Annotated in this window: 18 protein-coding genes; 10 read left to right on the plus strand and 8 right to left on the minus strand. The window is 68.2% G+C overall.

Annotation, left to right across the window (positions count from 1 at the left end; translation table 11 throughout):
* Window positions 1-25 precede the first annotated feature (25 nt).
* From M8R19_RS17050 to coaBC, 3 genes are read right to left on the minus strand one after another with little or no spacing between them, the layout of a single operon-like run.
* Window positions 26-2,632 (minus strand): phosphomannomutase/phosphoglucomutase, encoded by a 2,607-nt coding sequence (locus M8R19_RS17050; protein ID WP_249918397.1) that lies wholly within the window; start codon window positions 2,630-2,632, stop codon window positions 26-28.
* A 37-nt stretch (window positions 2,633-2,669) separates the two neighbouring features.
* Entirely contained in the window at window positions 2,670-3,125 is a 456-nt protein-coding gene (gene dut / locus M8R19_RS17055; protein ID WP_009614122.1) for a dUTP diphosphatase, read from the minus strand.
* Between the two features lie 7 nt (window positions 3,126-3,132).
* Entirely contained in the window at window positions 3,133-4,341 is a 1,209-nt protein-coding gene (gene coaBC / locus M8R19_RS17060) for a bifunctional phosphopantothenoylcysteine decarboxylase/phosphopantothenate--cysteine ligase CoaBC (protein WP_249918398.1), read from the minus strand.
* Between the two features lie 140 nt (window positions 4,342-4,481).
* On the opposite strand from coaBC, the gene radC reads away from it, so the two are divergent.
* A complete protein-coding gene (gene radC, locus M8R19_RS17065; protein ID WP_074983232.1) occupies window positions 4,482-5,156 on the plus strand; it encodes a RadC family protein in 675 nt (224 codons plus the stop codon).
* Window positions 5,157-5,204: 48 nt separating this feature from the next.
* On the opposite strand, the gene M8R19_RS17070 is transcribed toward radC, so the two are convergent.
* Entirely contained in the window at window positions 5,205-6,779 is a 1,575-nt protein-coding gene (locus M8R19_RS17070) for an ABC transporter substrate-binding protein (RefSeq protein ID WP_249918399.1), read from the minus strand.
* Window positions 6,780-7,145: 366 nt separating this feature from the next.
* Here M8R19_RS17070 and rpmB point away from each other — a divergent pair, with 366 nt between their 5' ends.
* Both rpmB and rpmG read left to right on the plus strand, forming a co-directional pair.
* Window positions 7,146-7,382 (plus strand): 50S ribosomal protein L28, encoded by a 237-nt coding sequence (rpmB, locus tag M8R19_RS17075; protein ID WP_009614118.1) that lies wholly within the window; start codon window positions 7,146-7,148, stop codon window positions 7,380-7,382.
* 12 nt (window positions 7,383-7,394) lie between these two features.
* Window positions 7,395-7,550 carry a 50S ribosomal protein L33 gene (rpmG, locus tag M8R19_RS17080; RefSeq protein WP_009614117.1) on the plus strand — a complete coding sequence of 52 codons (156 nt, stop codon included), beginning with the start codon at window positions 7,395-7,397 and terminating at the stop codon, window positions 7,548-7,550.
* A 180-nt stretch (window positions 7,551-7,730) separates the two neighbouring features.
* Here the strand turns inward: rpmG and M8R19_RS17085 are convergent, their stop codons facing one another.
* A complete protein-coding gene (locus M8R19_RS17085; RefSeq protein ID WP_249918400.1) occupies window positions 7,731-8,093 on the minus strand; it encodes a cupin domain-containing protein in 363 nt (120 codons plus the stop codon).
* A 271-nt stretch (window positions 8,094-8,364) separates the two neighbouring features.
* On the opposite strand from M8R19_RS17085, the gene M8R19_RS17090 reads away from it, so the two are divergent.
* On the plus strand, window positions 8,365-9,858 hold the full coding sequence (locus M8R19_RS17090; RefSeq protein ID WP_074983226.1) for an aldehyde dehydrogenase: 1,494 nt from the start codon (window positions 8,365-8,367) through the stop codon (window positions 9,856-9,858).
* 156 nt (window positions 9,859-10,014) lie between these two features.
* Window positions 10,015-11,184 carry an MFS transporter gene (locus M8R19_RS17095; protein ID WP_249918401.1) on the plus strand — a complete coding sequence of 390 codons (1,170 nt, stop codon included), beginning with the start codon at window positions 10,015-10,017 and terminating at the stop codon, window positions 11,182-11,184.
* Window positions 11,185-11,477: 293 nt separating this feature from the next.
* Here the strand turns inward: M8R19_RS17095 and M8R19_RS17100 are convergent, their stop codons facing one another.
* From M8R19_RS17100 to dadR, 3 genes are all read right to left on the minus strand, one after another.
* Entirely contained in the window at window positions 11,478-13,031 is a 1,554-nt protein-coding gene (locus M8R19_RS17100) for a phospholipase D family protein (RefSeq protein WP_249918402.1), read from the minus strand.
* Between the two features lie 45 nt (window positions 13,032-13,076).
* On the minus strand, window positions 13,077-14,396 hold the full coding sequence (locus tag M8R19_RS17105; protein ID WP_249918403.1) for an NAD(P)/FAD-dependent oxidoreductase: 1,320 nt from the start codon (window positions 14,394-14,396) through the stop codon (window positions 13,077-13,079).
* 105 nt (window positions 14,397-14,501) lie between these two features.
* On the minus strand, window positions 14,502-14,990 hold the full coding sequence (gene dadR, locus M8R19_RS17110) for a transcriptional regulator DadR (protein WP_009614106.1): 489 nt from the start codon (window positions 14,988-14,990) through the stop codon (window positions 14,502-14,504).
* Window positions 14,991-15,153: 163 nt separating this feature from the next.
* Here dadR and M8R19_RS17115 point away from each other — a divergent pair, with 163 nt between their 5' ends.
* The 5 genes from M8R19_RS17115 (at window position 15,154) to M8R19_RS17135 (ending at window position 20,254) form a co-directional block, all read left to right on the plus strand.
* Window positions 15,154-17,712: an intermembrane phospholipid transport YdbH family protein gene (locus M8R19_RS17115; protein ID WP_249918404.1), complete on the plus strand. Its 2,559-nt coding sequence runs from the start codon at window positions 15,154-15,156 to the stop codon at window positions 17,710-17,712.
* A gap of 18 nt (window positions 17,713-17,730) precedes the next feature.
* Window positions 17,731-17,922, plus strand: coding sequence for a YnbE family lipoprotein (locus M8R19_RS17120; RefSeq protein WP_009614103.1), 192 nt, complete (start codon window positions 17,731-17,733; stop codon window positions 17,920-17,922).
* Window positions 17,923-17,933: 11 nt separating this feature from the next.
* Entirely contained in the window at window positions 17,934-18,278 is a 345-nt protein-coding gene (locus M8R19_RS17125; protein WP_249918405.1) for a YdbL family probable chaperone protein, read from the plus strand.
* 352 nt (window positions 18,279-18,630) lie between these two features.
* Window positions 18,631-19,926, plus strand: coding sequence for a D-amino acid dehydrogenase (gene dadA / locus M8R19_RS17130; RefSeq protein ID WP_249918406.1), 1,296 nt, complete (start codon window positions 18,631-18,633; stop codon window positions 19,924-19,926).
* Window positions 19,901-20,254, plus strand: a complete 354-nt coding sequence (locus M8R19_RS17135) for a RidA family protein (protein ID WP_043268137.1) — start codon at window positions 19,901-19,903, stop codon at window positions 20,252-20,254. Before dadA ends, M8R19_RS17135 begins: the two co-directional genes overlap by 26 nt.
* Window positions 20,255-20,348: the final 94 nt, after the last annotated feature.

A 20,348-nucleotide genomic window follows, 5' to 3' on the forward strand; every position in this document is an offset into this window, starting at 1 on the left:
GGTGCTGGGCTCCGGCATGGTCAGGTCAGAAGGGGATGGTCAGGGCGGGGTCGACCGCCTTGAGCTGGTTGCGGAACACGTCCTTGATGCGTTCCAGTTCGGCTTCGGAATCCGCCTCGAAGCGCAGCACCAGCACCGGCGTGGTGTTGGAGGCGCGTACCAGGCCCCAGCCCTTGGGATAATCGACACGCACGCCGTCGAGGGTGGTGAGGTTGGCCTCGCCCCACTGGCCGTCGCGCTGCAGCGCTTCGATCAGGGCGAACTTGCTCTCGTCTGTGACGGTGATGTTGATTTCCGGTGTTGAGACGTCCAGCGGGAAGGCCGAGAACACATGCTCGCTGTCGCGTTTGTCGAGGCTGATGATCTCCAGCAGACGGGCGGCGCTGTAGATGCCGTCGTCGAAGCCGTACCAGCGCTCCTTGAAGAAGATGTGGCCGCTCATCTCGCCGGCCAGCAGCGCGCCGGTTTCCTTCATCTTCTTCTTGATCAGCGAGTGGCCGGTCTTCCACATCACCGGGCGGCCGCCATAACCGCTGATGAGGGAGATCAGGCGGCGGGTGCACTTGACGTCGAAGATGATGTCGGCGCCCGGGTTGCGCGAGACCACGTCCTTGGCGAACAGCATCAGCAGGCGGTCGGGGTAGATGATGGTGCCTTCGTTGGTCACCACGCCCACGCGGTCGCCGTCGCCGTCGAAGGCCAGGCCGAGGTCGGCGCCGGTTTCCCTGACCTTGGCGATCAGGTCTTCGAGGTTCTCCGGCTTGCCCGGGTCCGGGTGGTGGTTGGGGAAGGTACCGTCGACGTCGCAGTACAGCGGGATGACGGTGCAGCCCAGGGCCTCGATCAGTTGCGGGGCGATCACGCCGGCGACGCCGTTGCCGCAGTCCACCACCACTTTCAGCGGCTTGGCCAAGGCGATGTCGTCACGGATCTGCTGGAAGTAGCGCGGCAGGATGTCCACCTGCTGCACGTTGCCCACGCCGCTGGCGAGGTCGTTGTTCTCGATGCGCTCGCGCAGGGCCTGGATCTGCTCGTTGGCCAGGGTCTCGCCGGCGACGACGATCTTGAAGCCGTTGTAGTTCGGCGGGTTGTGGCTGCCGGTGAGCATCACGCCCGACTTGCCTTCCAGGACGTTGGCCGCGTAGTACAGCACCGGGGTCGGCACCATGCCGATGTCGGTGACCTGGCAGCCGCAGTCGAGCAGGCCCTGGATCAGTTGCTGGACCAGCTCCGGGCCCGACAGGCGGCCGTCGCGGCCGACGCTGACGCAGGGCTCGCCGCGGGCCAGGCTCTCGGAACCGATGGCGCGGCCCACCCAGTAGGCGGTCTCGGCGGTCAGGGTGTCGCCGACCACGCCGCGGATATCGTAGGCGCGGAAGATGCTGGCGGGCAGTTGCGGGGCTTTGGGCGTGCTCATGGCGGGGGTTTGCTCCAATCCCAGGAGGTCCTGGTCTTCATCAAGAATGTCGATGTCCAGAATGTCGGTGTTCTGGAACAGTGGGTCGACCAGCTGCGTCTCGGCGCTGGCCGGCTTGTCGATCTTCGCCGCCACTGGGCGGGGCTCGGGGGCCGGTGCGGGGCTGGCGGGGGCCGGGGGCTCGGCCTTTCGCCTGGGCTGCCGCGCCAGCGCCTGGGCCAGCGGTTGCAGTGCGGCGAGGCCGACTTCAGGTGCTTTGGCAGTGCGCTGGCCACCGAGTTCCTGCAAGTACTGACCGATGGCCTGGGCGTCCTGGCGCAGGCGCCGTTGCAGGGCGCTCTGCGCGAGGTACACGCCGAGCAGCGCGCCGGCCAGCGCCAGCAGTGCGGCGCAGCCCAACAGCGCCGGCGGATACAGCGCGGCGGTCAGGGCCGGGCCGGGGGTGAAGCTGAGTTTCCAGTTCGGGTTGCCGCTGGCCAGGTTCAGCGGCGCGGCGTTGCCGGCCTCGCCGCGTTGCAGCAGGACCTGCGCCGGCGAGCTGCCGAACTGCTGGGCCAGCTGCAGCTGGCCGGTGTCGGCGGGCATGTCCGGCAGGGCCTTGAGCAGGCGCTGCAGGTCGAAGACCAGCATCAGGCTGCCCTGGATGGCGTTGTCCGGGCCGCGCAGCGCGGTGGCGCTGTAGAGCAGCCAGCGCTGGCCGACGCGGTAGGCCTCGGGGGCGACGTTCTGCCCGCTCTCGGCGCGGCGCAGCATGTCCAGGGCGGCGTAGTTCAGCGGGCCGGGGCGCTGGTTGTCCTGGCTGGCCTGGCCGCTGGCGTTGAGGTGGACGTCCACCAGGCCGTCCTGGTGCCAGTGGGCGAGGGTGGCCTCCAGGGCGCGGGCGCTGTTGGCGTCGGCCAGCGCCGGCAGCAGCGCGGGGTTGGCGGCGGCGCTACGGGTATCGGCGGCGAGCTGGAGCAGGGCCTGGCGCAGGACGCCGGACTGGCTTTCGCCCCAGGCGCTGGCCAACTGCTGGCGGTGCATCTGCTCGGCGCTGCCGAACAGCGTCAGCCACAGCAGGACGCCGGCGGCGGCAACGCCGAGGGTCGCAACGCCGAGGGCCGGCAGCAGCGACTTGAGTTCCGGCCGGGACGCCGGGCCCGCCGAAGCCTTCGGCGGCGGGGCGACTTCCGGCAGGTCGGCCGTTCCCTTGGCACTGCGTTGGAAAAGTTTCATGCAACATCTCCTCGGCGAATCGTCCTGGAGGATTGTGTCAGTGGCTGCCCGAGTGCCCGAAACCGCCGGCGCCACGCTGGCTTTCGTCGAAGCTGTCGACCAGCTCGAAATGCGCCTGCACCACCGGCACCAGCACCAGCTGGGCGATGCGCTCGCCGATGGCGATGGTGAAGGGGGTGTTGCCGCGGTTCCAGCAGGAGACCATCAGCTCGCCCTGGTAGTCCGAGTCGATCAGCCCGACCAGGTTGCCCAGCACCACGCCGTGCTTGTGGCCCAGGCCGGAGCGCGGCAGCACCAGCGCGGCCAGGCCCGGGTCGGCGATGTAGATGGACAGGCCGGTGGGGATCAGCAGCGTCTGGCCGGGTTCGAGGACGGTGTCCTGCTTGAGCATGGCGCGCAGGTCCAGGCCGGCGGAACCGGGGGTGGCGTACTGCGGCAGGGGGAATTCGGCGCCCAGGCGCGGGTCGAGGATCTTGGCTTGCAGGGAATGCATCGGGTTCTCAGTGCTGGTTGAGGCGGTCGGCGATGAAGGCGATCAGCTGGCGGGCGATCTTGCCCTTGCTGGTCTGGGCGAAGGCAGTTTCGTGCAATTCGCGGTCGATCACGGTGATCGCGTTCTCTTCGCTGTTGAAACCGATCGAGGGATTGGCCACGTCGTTGGCCACGATCAGGTCGAGGTTCTTGTCCTTGAGCTTGCGCGAGGCGTACTCCAGCAGGTTCTCGGTCTCCGCGGCGAAGCCCACGCTGAACGGCCGGTCGGCGCGCTGGGCGAGGGTGGCGAGGATGTCCGGGTTGCGCACCAGCTGAAGCAGCAGGCCGTCGCCCGTGGTCGGGTCCTTCTTGAGTTTCTGCGTGGCGACCAGCTCTGGGCGGTAGTCGGCCACCGCGGCGGCGGCGATCAGCAGGTCGGCCGGCATCGCCGCTTCGCAGGCGGCGAGCATGTCGCGGGCGCTGACCACGTCGACGCGGCTCACCCGGTCGGGCGTCGGCAGGTGCACCGGGCCGGTCACCAGGGTCACCCGCGCGCCGGCTTCGGCGGCGGCCTCGGCCAGGGCGAAGCCCATCTTCCCGGAGCTGTGGTTGGTGATGTAGCGCACCGGGTCGATGTTTTCCTGGGTCGGGCCGGCGGTGATCAGCACGTGCTGGCCGGTCAGCGAGAGGAACTGGAAGCAGTCGGCGGCGCACTGGGCCAGCTCCTCGGCCTCGAGCATGCGCCCGGGGCCGACGTCGCCGCAGGCCTGGCTGCCGGCGGCCGGGCCGAAGAAGTGCAAACCGCGGCCGCGCAGCAGTTCGGCATTGGCCTGGGTGGCCGGGTCGCGCCACATGGCCTGGTTCATCGCCGGGGCCAGGGCGACCTGGGCGTCGGTGGCCAGCACCAGGGTGGTCAGCAGGTCGTTGGCCACGCCCTGGGCCAGGCGCGCCATGACGTCCGCGGTGGCCGGGGCGATCAGCACCAGGTCGGCCCAGCGGGCCAGCTCGATGTGGCCCATGGCCGCTTCGGCGGCGGGGTCGAGCAGGTCCAGGTGCACCGGGTGGCCGGACAGCGCCTGGAGCGTCAGCGGGGTGATGAACTCACGGCCGCCCTGGGTCATCACCACGCGGACTTCCGCGCCCTGGTCGCGCAGGCGGCGGACCAGTTCGGCGCTCTTGTAGGCCGCAATACCGCCGCCCACGCCGAGGACGATGCGTTTTCGATAGAGCCGCTGCATAGGCCCGCCTTATCTTCGGAATTGGATGACGCGCGTCAGGGCCGGAGACGCCTCCCCAGGCCTCCGGTCGCGCGAAAGGGACGGGCTAAGATAGCACAGCGCCCGCCCCGGCACAGCGGGCGGCTCGACAGGGAGGTTGCATGAGCATTCGTCACTGGCCCGCGGCGGAACGCCCGCGGGAAAAACTCCTCGAACGCGGCGCGGCCAGCCTCAGCGACGCCGAGCTGCTGGCCATCTTCCTGCGCACCGGCGTGGCCGGTTGCAGCGCGGTGGAACTGGCGCGGCGCCTGCTCCACGAGTTCGGCAGCCTGCGCGCGCTGCTGGAGGCGGACCAGGCGAGCTTCAGCAGCCACCTGGGCCTGGGCCGCGCCAAGTACGCCCAACTGCAGGCGGTGCTGGAGATGGCCCGCCGCCACCTGGCCGAGCAGCTGCGCCGCGATTCCGCCCTGGAGAGCCCGCAGGCGGTGCGCGACTTCCTCAAGGCGCGGCTGCGCCACGAGGCCCACGAGGTGTTCGCCTGCCTGTTCCTCGACGGCCGCCACCGCGTCCTGGCCTTCGAGGTGCTGTTCCACGGCTCCATCGACAGCGCCAGCGTCTACCCGCGCCAGGTGGTCAAACGCGCCCTGGCGCACAACGCCGCGGCGCTGATCCTCAGTCACAACCATCCCTCGGGCATCACCGAGCCGAGCCAGGCCGACCGCAGGCTGACGCAGCGCCTGAAGGATGCCCTGGCGCTGGTGGATGTGCGCGTGCTCGACCACTTCATCGTCGGCGACGGCGAGCCGCTGTCGATGGCGGAGATGGGCTGGGTGTGAGGCTCGCCGTGGGGCCGGTATCGCGCCGGCCCCACGTTGAACGGCGCCTCAGAGGCTGACCTTGGAGAAGTCCTGGCGGCCGAACGGGTTCACGGCGTAGCCCTTGACCTCCTTGCGCAGCAGCACCGAGGCTGTGGGGTGCGCCAGCGGCAGCCACAAGGCCTGGTCGTGGATCAGCTGCTGGGCGTCGTGGTAGAGCGCGCTGCGCTTGTCTTGCTCGCTCAGCGCCTTGCCCTGGCTGATCAGGCCGTCCAGCTTCGTGCCGCAGAAGCGCGCGAAGTTCAGCCCGGACTTCACGCTGGCGCAGGAGAACTGCGGGGTGAGGAAGTTGTCCGGGTCGCCGTTGTCGCCGGCCCAGCCCATGAACAGCAGGTCGTGCTCGCCGGCCTTGGCGCGGCGGATCAGTTCGCCCCACTCGATCACGCGGATCTCGGCCTGGATGCCGACCTTGGCCAGGTCGGCCTGTAGCAGCTGCGCGCCCAGGCTCGGGTTGGGGTTGAGCAGGCTGCCGCTGGGGCGCGTCCAGATGGTGGTCTTGAAGCCGTCCTTCAGGCCGGCCTTTTCCAGCAGTGCCTTGGCCTGGGCCGGGTCGTGGGGGTAGCCGGGGATGTCCTTGGCGTAGCTCCAGGTGTTCGGCGGGTAGACGCCCTCGGCGGCAGTGGCGCTGCCCTCGAACACCGACTTCAGGTAGGTCTGGCGGTCGAAGGCGAGGTTGATCGCCTGGCGCACCTCGGGCTTGTCCAGCGGCGGGTGCTGGCTGTTCAGGGCGACGAAGGCGGTCATGAATGCCGGCGTCTGCTCTATGCGCAGGGCCGGGTCCTTGGCCGCGGCCTCGACGTCCAGCGGCTTGGGCGACAGGGCGATCTGGCATTCGCCGCGCTTCAGGCGCTGCAGGCGCACGTTGGCGTCGGGGGTGATGGCGAACAGCAGATTGTCCACCGCCGGCTTGCCGGCGAAGTAGTCCGGGTTGGCGGTGTAGCGGATCTGCGCGTCCTTCTGGAAGCGCTTGAAGACGAAGGGGCCGCTGCCGATGGGCTGGGCGTTGAGCTTCTCCGGGGTGCCGGCCTTCATCAACTGGTCGGCGTACTCGGCGCTATAGATGGAGGCGAAACCCATGCTGAGCATGGGCAGGAAGGTGGCGTCGGGGTGGCTCAGGGTGAAGCGCACCTGGTGTTCGTCGACCTTCTCCAGGCCTTTTATCAGGGCCGGCAGCTGCAGCGACTGGGCGTGGGGGAAGCCGCTCTGCGCCACTTTGTGCCAGGGGGCGGCGGGGTCGAGCATGCGCCGGAAGCTGAACAGCACGTCGTCGGCGCCCAGTTCGCGGCTGGGGTTGAAGTAGTCGGTATGGTGGAACTTCACCCCGCCGCGCAGCTTGAAGTCGTAGGTCAGACCGTCGGCGGAGACCGTCCAGCTCTCGGCCAGGCTTGGCACCACCTTGCCCTGCGCCGCGTCGAACTCCACCAGGCGGTTCATCAGCACGTCGGCCGAGGCGTTGGTGGTGGTCAGGGCATTGAACTGCACGACGTCGAAGCCGTCGGGGCTGGCCTCGGTGCAGACACTGAGGGTGCTGGCGCCGGCCAGGGCGGGGGCGAGCAGCAGGGCGAGGGGAAGCAGCAGACGCATGACGGACTCCGGAAATAGTGGGAAAATGCCCGTCCCGTGGGCTGGGCGCAGTCATGCAAGGCCGTTGTCGGCCTTGAACCGGCTACCCTAGACCAAGCCGCCGCCGGCGACAACGGTGAAAGGCGACGAACGGCAAGGGCGCCGAGCCGCGGCCGCGCTGCGCCGGCATGTGGATAAGCCGCTTGCTCCCTTGCGACACTAAGCGGCTTTCTGATATAAAGCTGCGCTCTTTTCTGGGGCCCTGCCCCGTCGACTCGGAATCGGGTGGCGGTCGGGCAGGTAAGACCCGGGTGGAAACCGAGTATCAACGAGTTCAAGCAGCCAACCCATGCCGGGTTTGGCATGTGGTTTATAGAGGGCTGAGCCATGTCGAGAGTTTGCCAAGTGACCGGTAAGGGTCCGGTTACCGGGAACAACATTTCCCACGCACACAACAAAACCCGCCGCCGTTTCCTGCCGAACCTGCAGCACCACCGTTTCTGGGTTGAGTCCGAGAAGCGCTTCGTACGCCTGCGCGTTTCCGCCAAGGGCATGCGTATCATCGACAAGCGTGGCATCGAGGCCGTCCTGAACGACCTGCGCGCCCGCGGCGAAAAATTCTAAGGAGCTGCAATCATGCGTGAACTGATCCGTCTGGTGTCCAGTGCCGGTACCGGCCACTTCTACACCACCGACAAGAACAAGCGCACCAAGCCTGAGAAGATCGAGATCAAGAAGTTCGATCCGGTCGTTCGCAAGCACGTGATCTACAAGGAAGCCAAGATCAAGTAATTGATCCGGCCCTTGCGAAGAAACCCGCCAATTGGCGGGTTTTTTCATGTCTGCGCGTTGGGGGTGGTGGGTTTTTTTGTAGGAGCGAGCTTGCTCGCTCCTACGAAATGCGAGCACCACGCAGAAACAAAAACGCCGCTTCCCCTCACCGGAAAAGCGGCGTTTTTCGTCAAACAGCTATCAAGCCTTCTGTTCGAAGATCACATAAACCTTGCGGCAAGGCTCCAGCACCTCCCAGGTGCCCTTGAAGCCGGCCGGGATGACGAAGCGATCGCCGGTGCGCACGGTCTTGGCGTCGCCGTCGGCGTCGCGGATCACCGACACGCCCTGGAGGATCTCGCAGTATTCGTGCTCGGTGTAGCTGACGGTCCAGTGGCCGACCGCGCCTTCCCAGATGCCGACGTTGAACTGGCCGCAGGGGCTGGCGTAGTGGTTGCGCACGCTTTGCTCGGGATCGCCCTTGAGGACCTTCTCCGGCGCCGGGCGGTAGTGCTCGGCGGCGGTGCCGGCCTGGGCGAAGTCGACGATCTGCTCGATGTTCATGCTGACTCTCGTTTTATTGTGGGTTGTGCGAGTGCCCCCGCCACTGCGGGCGGGCCCGGACGGAGGCGGAATCGATCGAGTCTATGTTTAATAAAACGAACGTGACAAGGCGTTTTGGCGCCAAAGTGTCAAAAATATTGAAAATTCGCCCATCCCGGTTTAGGGTGGCGGACAGCGTGGCCCTCGCGCCGCCTTGCAGAATTTCTGACAGCGCGCCCATCCCCGGGGCGCCGGGACTTCGATAAGTAATTCAATAAGAGGACAAGTTGTCATGAGTACCCTCACTCGCGCCGACTGGGAAGCTCGCGCCCAGAACCTGAAGATCGAAGGCCGCGCCTTCGTCGACGGCCAGTACGTCGATGCCGCCGATGGCGCCACCTTCGACTGCATCAGCCCGGTGGATGGTCGCTTCCTGGCCAAGGTCGCCAGCTGCGACGCCGCCGACGCCGAGCGCGCCGTGCAGGTTGCCCGTGCCGCCTTCGAGTCCGGCGTGTGGTCGCGCCAGGCGCCGGCCAAGCGCAAGAAGGTCATGATCCGCTTCGCCGAGCTGATGATGCAGCACGCCGAAGAGCTGGCCCTGCTGGAAACCCTGGACATGGGCAAGCCGATCAGCGATGCGCTGAACATCGACGTCGCCAGCGCCGCCAACAGCATCCGCTGGAATGCCGAAGCCATCGACAAGGTCTACGACGAAGTCGCCGCCACCCCGCATGACCAGTTGGGCCTGGTCACCCGCGAAGCCGTGGGCGTGGTCGCCGCCATCGTGCCGTGGAACTTCCCCCTGCTGATGTCCTGCTGGAAGCTCGGCCCGGCCCTGGCCACCGGCAACTCGGTGATCCTCAAGCCGTCCGAGAAGTCGCCGCTGACCGCCATCCGCGTCGCCCAGCTGGCCGTCGAGGCCGGTATCCCGAAAGGCGTGCTGAACATCCTGCCGGGCTTCGGCCACACCGTGGGCAAGGCCCTGGCCCTGCACATGGACGTCGACACCCTGGTGTTCACCGGCTCGACCAAGATCGCCAAGCAACTGATGGTCTACGCCGGCGAGTCGAATATGAAGCGCGTATGGCTGGAAGCCGGCGGCAAGAGCCCGAACATCGTCTTCGCCGACGCGCCTGACCTGAAGGCCGCCGCCGAGTCCGCCGCCAGCGCCATCGCCTTCAACCAGGGCGAAGTGTGCACCGCCGGTTCCCGCCTGCTGGTGGAGAAATCCATCAAGGCCGAGTTCCTGCCGCTGGTGGTCGAAGCGCTGAAGGCCTGGAAGCCGGGCAACCCGCTGGACCCGGAAACCAACGTCGGCGCGCTGGTCGACACCACCCAGATGAACAACGTGCTGAGCTACATCCAGGCCGGCCACGACGACGGCGCCAAGCTGGTGGCCGGCGGCAAGCGCACCCTGGAAGAGACCGGCGGCACCTACGTCGAGCCGACCATCTTCGACGGTGTGACCAACGCCATGCGCATCGCCCGCGAGGAAATCTTCGGGCCGGTGCTGTCGGTGATCGAGTTCGAGAACGCCGAGGAAGCCGTGCGCATCGCCAACGACACCCCGTACGGCCTGGCCGCCGCGGTCTGGACCAGCAACCTGTCCAAGGCCCACCTGATCGGCAGGGCCCTGCGCGCCGGCAGCGTGTGGATCAACCAGTACGACGGCGGCGACATGACCGCTCCGTTCGGTGGCTTCAAGCAGTCGGGCAACGGCCGTGACAAGTCGCTGCACGCCTTCGATAAATACACTGAACTGAAGGCCACCTGGATCAAGCTGTAAGCTGTCCAGGCTAGGTCGGCCCCCTCGCCGGGGCCGGCTCTGACAAAGAGCCATACCCGCGGCCGGGTTTCCCTTGGGGAGCCCGGCCGCTTTGCATTGCGCACCGGGCTCGGCATCTGGCCCGGAGTGCGCTCCGGATGGAACGGGAGAACGACAATGCGTTGGGGTGCCTATTCTGCTGTCTGCCTGTCGGTCATCAGCATCGGCCTGGCCCTCGGCCTGACCATGCCGCTGGTGTCCTTGCGCCTGGAAGGCTGGGGCTACGGCAGCTTCGCCATCGGCGTGATGGCCGCCACGCCAGCCGTCGGCGTACTGCTCGGCGCGCTCATTTCCGGGCGCCTGGCCGCCCGCCTGGGCACGCCGCGGCTGATGCGCTGGTGTCTGCTCAGCGGGGCCTTTTCCGTCGGCCTGCTGGCGCTGCTGCAGAACTACCCGGTGTGGCTGGCGCTGCGCCTGCTGATCGGTGTGCAACTGACCGTGGTGTTCATCCTCGGCGAAAGCTGGATCAACCAGCTGGCCGTGGAGAAATGGCGCGGCCGCCTGGTGGCCCTGTACGGCACCGGCTATGCGCTGAGCCAGCTGTCCGGCCCGGTGCTGCTGACCTTCATCGGCACCGCCGACGACCGCGGCTTCTGGCTGGGCGTCGGCCTGCTGGTGTGCGGTTCGCTGCTGCTCGTCGGTCGCGGCGGCGCGCCCAGGGTGGACCCGCACAGCGCCTCGGGGCGCGGGCTGTTCGCCTTCTGCGCCAAGCTGCCGGCCATCGCCTGGGCGGTGGTGCTGTTCGCCGGTTTCGAGGCGATGATCCTCACCCTGCTGCCGGTCTACGGCGTGCGCCAGGGCTTCACCCAGGCGGTGGCGCTGACCATGGTCACGGTGGTGGTGGTGGGCGACGCGCTGCTGCAGCTGCCCATCGGCTGGCTGGCCGACCGGGTGTCGCGGCAGACGCTGTTCAAGGGCTGCGGCATCGTCCTGCTGCTGAGCAGCCTGGGCATCCCGTTGTTGCTGCACGGGCCGGCGATCTGGCCGGTGCTGGTGCTGTTCGGCGCGAGCGCCGGCGGGTTGTTCACCCTCTCGCTGATCCTCATCGGCGAGCGCTACCGCGACGATGCGCTGGTCCGCGCCAACGCGCACATCGCCCAGCTGTGGGGCATCGGCTGCCTGATAGGGCCGCTGACCACTGGCGCGGTCAGCCAGTGGGTGAGCGGCCATGCGCTGCCGTTGATGATGGCCTTGGGTGCCTTTGGCTTCGTTGTGCTGGTGTGGCGCAAGGGCTTGCCGCCGGCGGAGTTGCAGGGCGATGAGCTGCCGGAGGCTAGCGGGCGTTAGGTTCGGGGCTCATTGCTCTTCGGAGGGGCGAGGGGATGCCTGGTTCTTGCTCGCGAAGGGGGCTTTAGGTGCTGGGTTTGAGAGCGCCCTCTCCCCAACCCTCTCCCTGAAGGGAGAGGGGGCTGTTCGGAGTGGGTGGGGAGTTTGGAGTCAAACTGAAACGCCTAACCCCACCTCGTCATTCCCGCGAACGCGGGAACCCAGGGTTCGCGAGCAAGCTCGCTCCTACGAAAAGCGGGGCCCCATCATGTAGGAGCGGGCCCTGCCCGCGATTTCGCACGCAGGGCGCGCTCCTACAGCATCCTCTCCAGCCCGATGGCGCCGGCAATCCAGGCATTGAAGCGGCGCCACAGGCTGCCCGGCTCGTGGTGCAGCACGTGCGGATGGCCGCCGCGCTCGTCGACCCAGGTCAGCCTCGGTCGGCTGCCGCTACGGTCGATGCGTACCTGGTAGCTGACGCTGGGCGACATCCCGGCCAGCGCCAGCTTGCGCGTCTGCTCCGCCAGCTCCGGGCTGTCGACGATGATGCCGACCTCGGTGTTCCAGATGATCGAGCGCGGGTCAAAGTTGAAGGAGCCGATGAACACCTGGCGCCGGTCGAAGACGATGGCTTTGCTGTGCAAGCTGGCGCTGCTGGAACCGCGCACCGTCCAGGGTGCGCCGGCCAGGCGCTGGTCCGGCTGGGCGCGCAGTTCGTGGAGCTGCACGCCGTGCTCCAGCAGGGCCATGCGGTAGGGCGCGTAGCCGGCGTGCACGGCGGGCACGTCGGTGGCCTCCAGGGAATTGGTCAGCAGGCGCACGCTGACGCCGTTGTCGGCGCGGCCGGTAAGGTAGGTGACGCCGCTGTCGGTGGGCACGAAGTAGGCCGAGACCAGGATCAGTTCCTTCGACACCTGGCGGAACAGCGGTTCGAGCTGAGTGCTCAGCTGCTGCAGCGGTCGGCTCTGGCCGCGGTCCAGGACCTTCAGCGGATCGTCCCAGATGGCGCGGCCCGGGGCCCAGACCAGGTCGTCGAGCCAGGTGTCCAGGTTCGACGAGGCCTCGCGCAGGTGCAGGCGCTGCAGGTAGGCGGAGTGGCGAACCCGGCTCTTCTCCAGGTAGCTGTCCAGGCCGCGCCGGGCGCGTTCGAGGTCGGCGCGCTCGGGTTTGCCCCACAGGTAGTCCTCGATGGGGCGGCTGATGGCGCTGTTCCAGTACTGGTCGAAGCTTTGCCCCAGCTCCGTGGCCACTGGTCCGACGCCGAGCAGGTCGAGGTCGCTGAAGTTCATTTCCGCCTTGGCGCCGAAGTACTCGTCGCCCAGGTTGCGCCCGCCGACGATGGCCACGCTGTTGTCGGCCAGCCACAGCTTGTTGTGCATGCGCCGGTGCTGCTCGGCGAGGTTGAACAGGCGCCCGAGGTTGCGCGTGATGCCGGTGCTGCGGCCCAGGTGCAGCGGGTTGAACAGGCGCACCTGGATGTTCGGGTGGGCGGCCAGCACGCCGATCTCGTAATCCCAGCCGTCGCTGCTGGTGTCGTCGATCAGCACGCGCACGCGCACGCCGCGGTCGGCGGCCTTGAGCAGCTCGTGGATGAGCGCGCGGGTGGTGAGGCCGTCGTGGACGATGTAGTACTGGATGTCCAGGCTGCGCTGGGCGGCGCGGATCAGCTCGGCACGGGCGAGGAAGGCGTCGCTGCTGGAGGCCAGCAGGCGGAAGCCGGAGGCGCCGGGGTGCGCCGCCGCGCGCTGCTGCACGGCGTCGCCGAGGGCCGTGCCGCCCGGCGACAGGGCGTGCGAGGGCGTGGGCAGGGGAACGCTGGCGCAACCGCCGAGCAGCAGCAGCGCCAGCAACAGGAAGCGTTGTAGCAAGCGGGAGTCTCCAGGCCGTCCGCCGCAGCGGAACTGCCGGAGATTCTAGCCGCTCAGCGCCTCCTTGAAGCGATACCAGGCCATGCCCAGCGCCAGCAGCGGCGAACGCAGCAGCTTGCCGCCGGGGAAGGTGATGTGCGGGACCTTGGCGAACAGCTCGAAACCGCTGCCCTGCTGCCCGGCGATGGCCTCGGCGAGCAGCTTGCCGGCCAGGTGGGTGGCGTTCACCCCGTGGCCGGAATAGGCCTGGGCGAAATACACGTTGGGCTGGCCGGGCAGGCGGCCGATCTGCGGCAGGCGGTTGGCGCCGATGCCGATCATGCCGCCCCACTGGTAGTCGATGCGCACGTCGGCCAGGTGCGGGAATACCTTGAGCATCTTCGGCTGCATGTAGGCGGCGATGTCCGCCGGGTCGCGCCCGGAATAGTGGCAGGCGCCGCCGAACAGCAGGCGGTTGTCGGCGGAAAGGCGGTAGTAGTCCAGGGCCACGCGCTGGTCGCACACCGCCATGTTCTGCGGCAGCAGCTCGTGAGCGAGGTCCGCCGGCAACGGTTCGGTGGCGATGACGTAGCTGCCGGCGGGCAGCACCTTGCCGTCGAGGTAGTTGTTCAGGCCGTTCTGGTAGGCGTTGCAGCCGATCACCAGGGTCTTGGCGCGCACGCTGCCCTTGGCGGTGCTCACCCGCACTTCGGCTCCGTAGTCGATGTGGGTGACCTGCGAGTCCTCGAACAGGCGCACGCCCAGGGACTGCGCGGCGGCCGCCTCGCCCAGGGCCAGGTTGAGCGGGTGCAGGTGGCCGGAACCCATGTCCACCATGCCGCCGACGTAGCAGTCGGCGCCGACGATGCTGCGCATTTCCTCCTGCGGGACCAGGCGCAGCTCGTGGGTGTAGCCCAGGCTCTTGAGCTCTTCGTAGTCCTCACGGAAGCCCTCGAGGTCCGCGGCCTTGTTGGCCAGGTCGCAGTAGCCCCAGGTCAGGTCGCAGTCGATGCCGTACTTCTCCACGCGCTGGCGCACGATCTGCACCGCCTCAAGGCCCATCAGCTTGAGCTGGCGCACGCCGTCCTTGCCGATCACCGGCTCGAACTGCTCGACGCCATGGCCGACGCCGCGGATCAGTTGGCCGCCGTTGCGCCCGCTGGCGCCCCAGCCGATCTTGCGGGCCTCCAGCAGGACCACCGAGAAGCCGCGCTCGGCCAGCTCGATGGCGGTGTTCAGCCCGGAGAAGCCGCCGCCGATGATGCACACGTCGGCCACTTCCTCGCCGGCCAGGGGAGGGCACTGGATGCGACGGTTGAGGGTCGCGGCGTAGTAGGAAGGGGCGTGCTGGTCGGTGTGCACCGGGAGGCGAACGCGGGCGTTCATGTGCGATATCCTGATTGTTGTGTTGTTAAAATTTTACGCAGGATAAACGCCGGCTTCCCGCCACGCCAAGGGGGGAAGCCGTAAAAACTCGACAAGCTGTTGCGATCAGTCGGGAATCGGCAGGGTCAGGCTCTCCTTGACCTCTTCCATCACGATGTAGCTCTTCGACTCGCGCACGTGGGGCAGCTTCAGCAGGATGTCGCCGAGCAGCTTGCGGTAGGAGGCCATCTCCGAGATGCGCGCCTTCACCAGGTAGTCGAAGTGGCCGGACACCAGGTGGCATTCCAGCACGTGGGGTAGCTTGAGCACGGCGCGGCGGAAGTCCTCGAAGGTGTCGCCGGACTTGTAGTCCAGGCTGATCTCGACGAACACCAGCAGGCTGGCCTTGAGGTACTGCGGGTTCAGCCGGGCGTTGTAGCCCATGATGATGCCTTCGCGCTCCAGGCGGCGCACCCGCTCGGTGCAGGGCGTGGTGGAGAGGCCGACGCGCTCGCCCAGCTCGGTGAAGGAAATGCGCCCTTCTTCCTGGAGGATGCGCAGGATGTTGCGGTCGATCTTGTCCAGTTCGCGGCGGCTTTGGTGCTGGGTTCTCATGGAGGCTGCTCGGGGGCGGTGCTTATGGTTGGTGATTGTCGCCAAATATAGACGTTAAGCCAGTGGATATCACTGCCCCTTGATCTTCTGCGGGCACGCCGCCAGCCTGTTCCCAGGTCCGCGCCGGATGCGCGGGCCTTCCACTTCGCCGCCGGAGCCTGGCATGCGCTCGACCCGTACCCGAATCCTGCTGTTGCTGGCGCTGCTCATCGCGCTGCTCGCCGTCTGGGCGGGGCAGGCCTGGCAGCGGCTGCTCGCGGAGCAGGGCATCACCGGCCTGGACTGGCAGGGGCCGGGCATTTCATTGGACGGTCTGACGCTGCAACGGCTGGCCGTAACGCGGGAAAAATCCGCTTCGCGCCTGGAAATCCAGGCCGATCAGCTGCGCCTGGGCTGGCCGCGGCGCATCGATGGGCGCTGGCGCCTGGGTGGCCTGGAGCTGCAGCGGTTGCATGTGAGTTCCTGGCCCGCCGCCGCGACGACGGAAGAGGCGGGGGAATGGCCGACGCCCGACCAGGTGGGCCTGTGGCTCGGCCTGCTGCCGCAGCAGACCGTCCTGCAGCACGCCGAGTTCGAACTGCCCTGCGCCGGGCAGCAGCGCTGCACCCTGGTTGGCAGCCTGCACTGGCGGCAGCTGCCCGGCAATGCCGCGTCCCTGGCCGCCGAACTGCAGCAGGGTGGCCAGCGCCTGGCCCTCGACGGCACCCTGCGCCCGGAACAGGACGCCTGGCGGCTGGAGCTGAAGGCCGATCTGGATGGCGAACGCCTGGCCGACCTCGACGCCAGCTGGGCGCCGACCGGGCGCCATTGGCGCGGCAGCCTGGCCAGCCCCGGAGTGCCGCCGCTGGACGCCGTGCGCGCCTGGCTGGCGCCCTGGTTGCCGACGCCGACCCTGCCGGTTTCCCTGCCCGAGGCCGGGCGCCTGCGCCTGAGCTGGGACAGCACCCTGGGCGGCGATGGCCCCTGGCCGGACTGGCCCGCACTGCGCGACAGCCAGGGCGAACTGGAGCTGGCCATGCAATTGCCGCAGCCCTGGCCGCTACCGGGCCTGGGCACCTTGCAGGGCGACCTGCAGCTGCAGGCGGCCGCGACCGCGCCGGGGCAATGGCGGCCGCGGGTGCTGGACGGCGACCTCTACCTGGCCGACCTCTACGGCGACTGGCTGCAGACGCTGCCGGTGGGCCTGCGCCCGGCCAACCTGCGCCTGGGCCTGCAACCCGACGACACTGCTCCCGGCGCGGTACGCCTGGACCTGCGCGGCAAGGGCGCCAGCGACCTGCGCCTGCAAGGCGTGCTGGCGCTGGTGGAGGGCGAATCCTTGTCCCTGGCCCTGAGCCAGGCCCGCTTGCAGGCCCAGGTGCCGGACCTGCAACTGCCCGGCCTGCGCCTGGGCAAGGCGGCGCTCGACCTGCCGCTGGACGGCGAGATTGGCCAGGCCGCGGCCAGCCTGCGCCTGGGCAAGGGCGCCAAGCTGAGCCTGGGCAGCCTGGCCGGGCCCCAGGGGCTGAAGGCCGCCAAGCTCGGCGCGACGGCGGACAAGGCCAGCCTGGCGCTGGGCTACGCCGCCGGCCAGCCCTTCAGCCTGGGCTTCGACGGCGCCGTGCAGCTGTCGGTTGGCGAGCTGCGCCAGGCGCACCTCAAGCCGCTCGCCTGGAGCTACCAGGGCCAACTCGGCGCCGGCCTGGCACAGCAGCAGCTCAAGGGCCGGCTGCAGAACAGCGGTGGCCTGGCCGCCGACGTCGAGTTGCGCCACCAGGCCGATGGCAGCCTGGAGCTGACGGCGCAGCTGCCGGAGTTCTTCCTGCGCAGCGGCAACCCGCTGGCGGCCAGCCTGGCCGACTGGCCGGCGCTGCTCAGCCTGAACAACGGCCGCCTGCAGGCACGCGCGCAATGGCGCCTGCCGCCGGGGCAGGGCGCCCAGCAGCTGGACCTGACGCTGAACGGCCGGGGCCTGGAAGGCGTCTACGACCGCAGCGAGATCCACGGCCTGGACGGCGAGGCGAAGCTGCAGCTGCGCGGCTCGCAGCTGACGCTGCAGTTGCCCGGCCTGCGCGTGGAACAGCTCAACCCCGGCGTGCTGCTCGGGCCCCTGCAGTTCCAGGGCGGCTACAGCGCCAGCCTGGACCAGCCGCTGGCCGGCCGCTTGGACTGGCGCCAGGCCGAGTTGAAGCTGTTCGGCGGCCGCGCCTGGCTGGACGGCGGCACGCTGCAACTGGCCCGCGAAAACCCCGCGCAGAGCCTGCATCTGCAAGGCGTGCTGCTGGAGGAAATCCTCAAGGCCTATCCCGCCGAGGGCCTTGCCGGCAACGGCATCCTCGACGGCGAGCTGCCGCTGCTGCTCGGCCCGGGCGGGCTGCGCATCCAGGGCGGCCAGGTCGCCGCGCGGCTGCCGGGCACCCTGCAGTTCCGCTCGGAGAAGATCCGCGCCCTCGGCCAGAGCAACCCGGCCATGCAACTGGTGGCGACCATGCTCGACGACTTCCGCTACGAGCGCCTGGCCAGCCGCGTGGATTATGCTGAGGGCGGCCGCCTGCTCCTGGCCCTGGCCATCAGCGGCCATAACCCGGCGCTGGAGCAGGGGCGGCCGGTGAACCTCAACGTCAACCTGGAGGAGAACATCCCGGACCTGCTGACCAGCCTGCAGCTGAGCGACCGGGTCAGCGACACCATCCGCAAGCGCGTGCAGGAACGCCTGCGCAACCAGTCACCTGCCGCGCCCTGATCGCAAGGAGAACACCGCATGCGCCCATGCGCACTCATCGCCGTCCTGGCCCTGCTCGGGCTCAGCCAGGGCTGTACGCCAACGGTACAGCTGGCGGCGCCCAAGGAGCCGATCAACATCAACCTCAACGTGAAGATCGAGCACGAGATCTACATCAAGGTCGACAAGGCCCTGGATGGCATCATCAACGAGAACAGCGGTCTGTTCTGAGGAGCTTCTACATGACACTGCGCAGCAAACTCGGCATCGCCCTGCTGGCCCTTTGCGTCAGCCTGCCGGCCCTGGCCATGAGCCTGGAGCAGGCCATGTCGGCCCTTGGCGGGGCCAAGGCCCAGGGCCTGGTCGGCGAGCAGCCCGACGGCTACCTCGGCGTGGTCAGCAACAGCGGCCAGGCGGCGGACATCGCCGCCCAGATCAACGCCGCGCGTCGTGCCGAGTACCAGAAGGTGGCCGGCCAGAGCGGCGCCAAGCTCGGCGACGTGGAGGCCCTGGCCGGCAAGAAGGCCATGGACCGCACCCCGTCCGGGCAATACATCCAGCTCAATGGCAAGTGGGTACGCAAGTAAGGGGATTTCCCTGGCGCCGCCGCCTGTCGGGCGGCGCCTGCGACCCGGCGTCGCGGCAGCGCTTATTCCTGCCGGCCCCGGCCCTGGCGGGAGTAAATCCCGTGTTCGCCGAAGTGCGCCGAATTAGTTGCTGAAAACCGCGATCCGACATACTTGCATGGCTATGGGTTTTTCAGGTGTTTTTGCTGGTTATCTGGTGGATGCGCCTCCGTGAAAGGTGTTTTCACCAAGAATTTCCTTCAATTACCGCCTGTTAAATAGTGATTATTTCTGCGGTCGAATTCCTATACTGCGCGCAACTGACGTTCAAAATAAGAAACGTCGCGTGCCCCACGCGACGTGGGAGGCAGCGATGCGCGTTCTGGTTCTTGGCAGCGGTGTGATCGGCACCGCCAGTGCTTACTATCTGGCCCGTTCCGGTTTCGAAGTGGTGGTGGTCGACCGCCAGCCCGGCCCGGCCCTGGAAACCAGCTTCGCCAACGCCGGCCAGGTTTCCCCCGGCTACGCCTCGCCCTGGGCCGCCCCGGGCATCCCGCTCAAGGCCATGAAGTGGCTGCTGGAGAAGCACGCGCCGCTGGCCATCAAGCTCACCGGCGACCCCAGCCAGTACGCCTGGATGTGGCAGATGCTGCGCAACTGCAACGCCGCCAGCTACGCGGTGAACAAGGAGCGCATGGTGCGCCTGTCCGAGTACAGCCGCGACTGCCTCGACGAACTGCGCGCCGAAACCGGCATCGCCTACGAAGGCCGCACCCTGGGCACTACCCAGCTGTTCCGCACCCAGGCCCAGCTCGACTCCGCCGCCAAGGACATCGCCGTGCTGGAAAGCTCCGGCGTGCCCTATGAAGTCCTCGACCGCGCCGGCATCGCCCGCGTCGAGCCGGCCCTGGCCAAGGTGGCCGACAAGCTGGTCGGCGCCCTGCGCCTGCCCAACGACCAGACCGGCGACTGCCAGATGTTCACCACCAAGCTGGCCGAACTGGCCCAGGGCCTGGGCGTGGAATTCCGCTTCAACCAGAACATCCAGCGCCTGGACTTTGCCGGCGACCGCATCAACGGCGTGTGGATCGATGGCCAACTGGTCACCGCCGACCACTACGTGCTGGCCCTGGGCAGCTACTCGCCGCAGATGCTCAAGCCGCTGGGCATCAACGCCCCGGTCTACCCGCTCAAGGGCTACTCGCTGACCGTGCCGATCACCAACCTGGACATGGCGCCGACCTCGACCATCCTCGACGAGACCTACAAGGTCGCCATCACCCGCTTCGACCAGCGCATCCGCGTCGGCGGCATGGCCGAGATCGCCGGTTTCGACCTGTCGCTGAACCCGCGCCGCCGCGAAACCCTGGAAATGATCACCACCGACCTCTACCCCGAGGGCGGCGACGTCAGCCAGGCGACCTTCTGGACCGGCCTGCGCCCGGCCACCCCGGACGGCACCCCGATCGTCGGCGGCACCCGCTACCGCAACCTGTACCTGAACACCGGCCACGGCACCCTGGGCTGGACCATGGCCTGCGGCTCGGGCCGCTACCTGGCCGACCTGATGGCGAAGAAGCGCCCGCAGATCAGCACCGACGGCCTGGACATTTCCCGCTACAGCAACGCCTCGGAGGCTCAGAATGGCCATCCAGCGCCTGCACACTAATGGCCGCATGAGCCAGATCGTCGTCCACAACGGCACCGTCTACCTGGCGGGCCAGGTGGGCGACGACATGGCCGCCGGCGTCGAACAGCAGACCCGCGAAGTCCTGGCCAGCATCGAGCGCCTGCTCGAAGAGGCCGGCACCGACAAGACGCGCATCCTCTCGGTGACCATCTACCTGAAGGACATCGACGCGCACTTCGCCGGCATGAACGCCGTCTGGGACCAGTGGCTGCCGCAAGGCACCGCCCCGGCCCGCGCCACCGTGGAAGCCAGGCTCTGCGAGCCGGAGATCCTGGTGGAGATGTCGGTGGTCGCGGCCCTGCCGTAAACCTTTGCGTGGGGCCTGGTCGGATTGCCAGGCCTTTTTTTGCTTCACGGTCTTCGTCGGCGCGGGTTCGCCCGCGGCTGCGCCGTACCCGAAT

The sequence above is a fragment of the Pseudomonas sp. R3.Fl genome, from assembly GCF_023516765.1.
GTDB lineage: Bacteria > Pseudomonadota > Gammaproteobacteria > Pseudomonadales > Pseudomonadaceae > Pseudomonas > Pseudomonas citronellolis.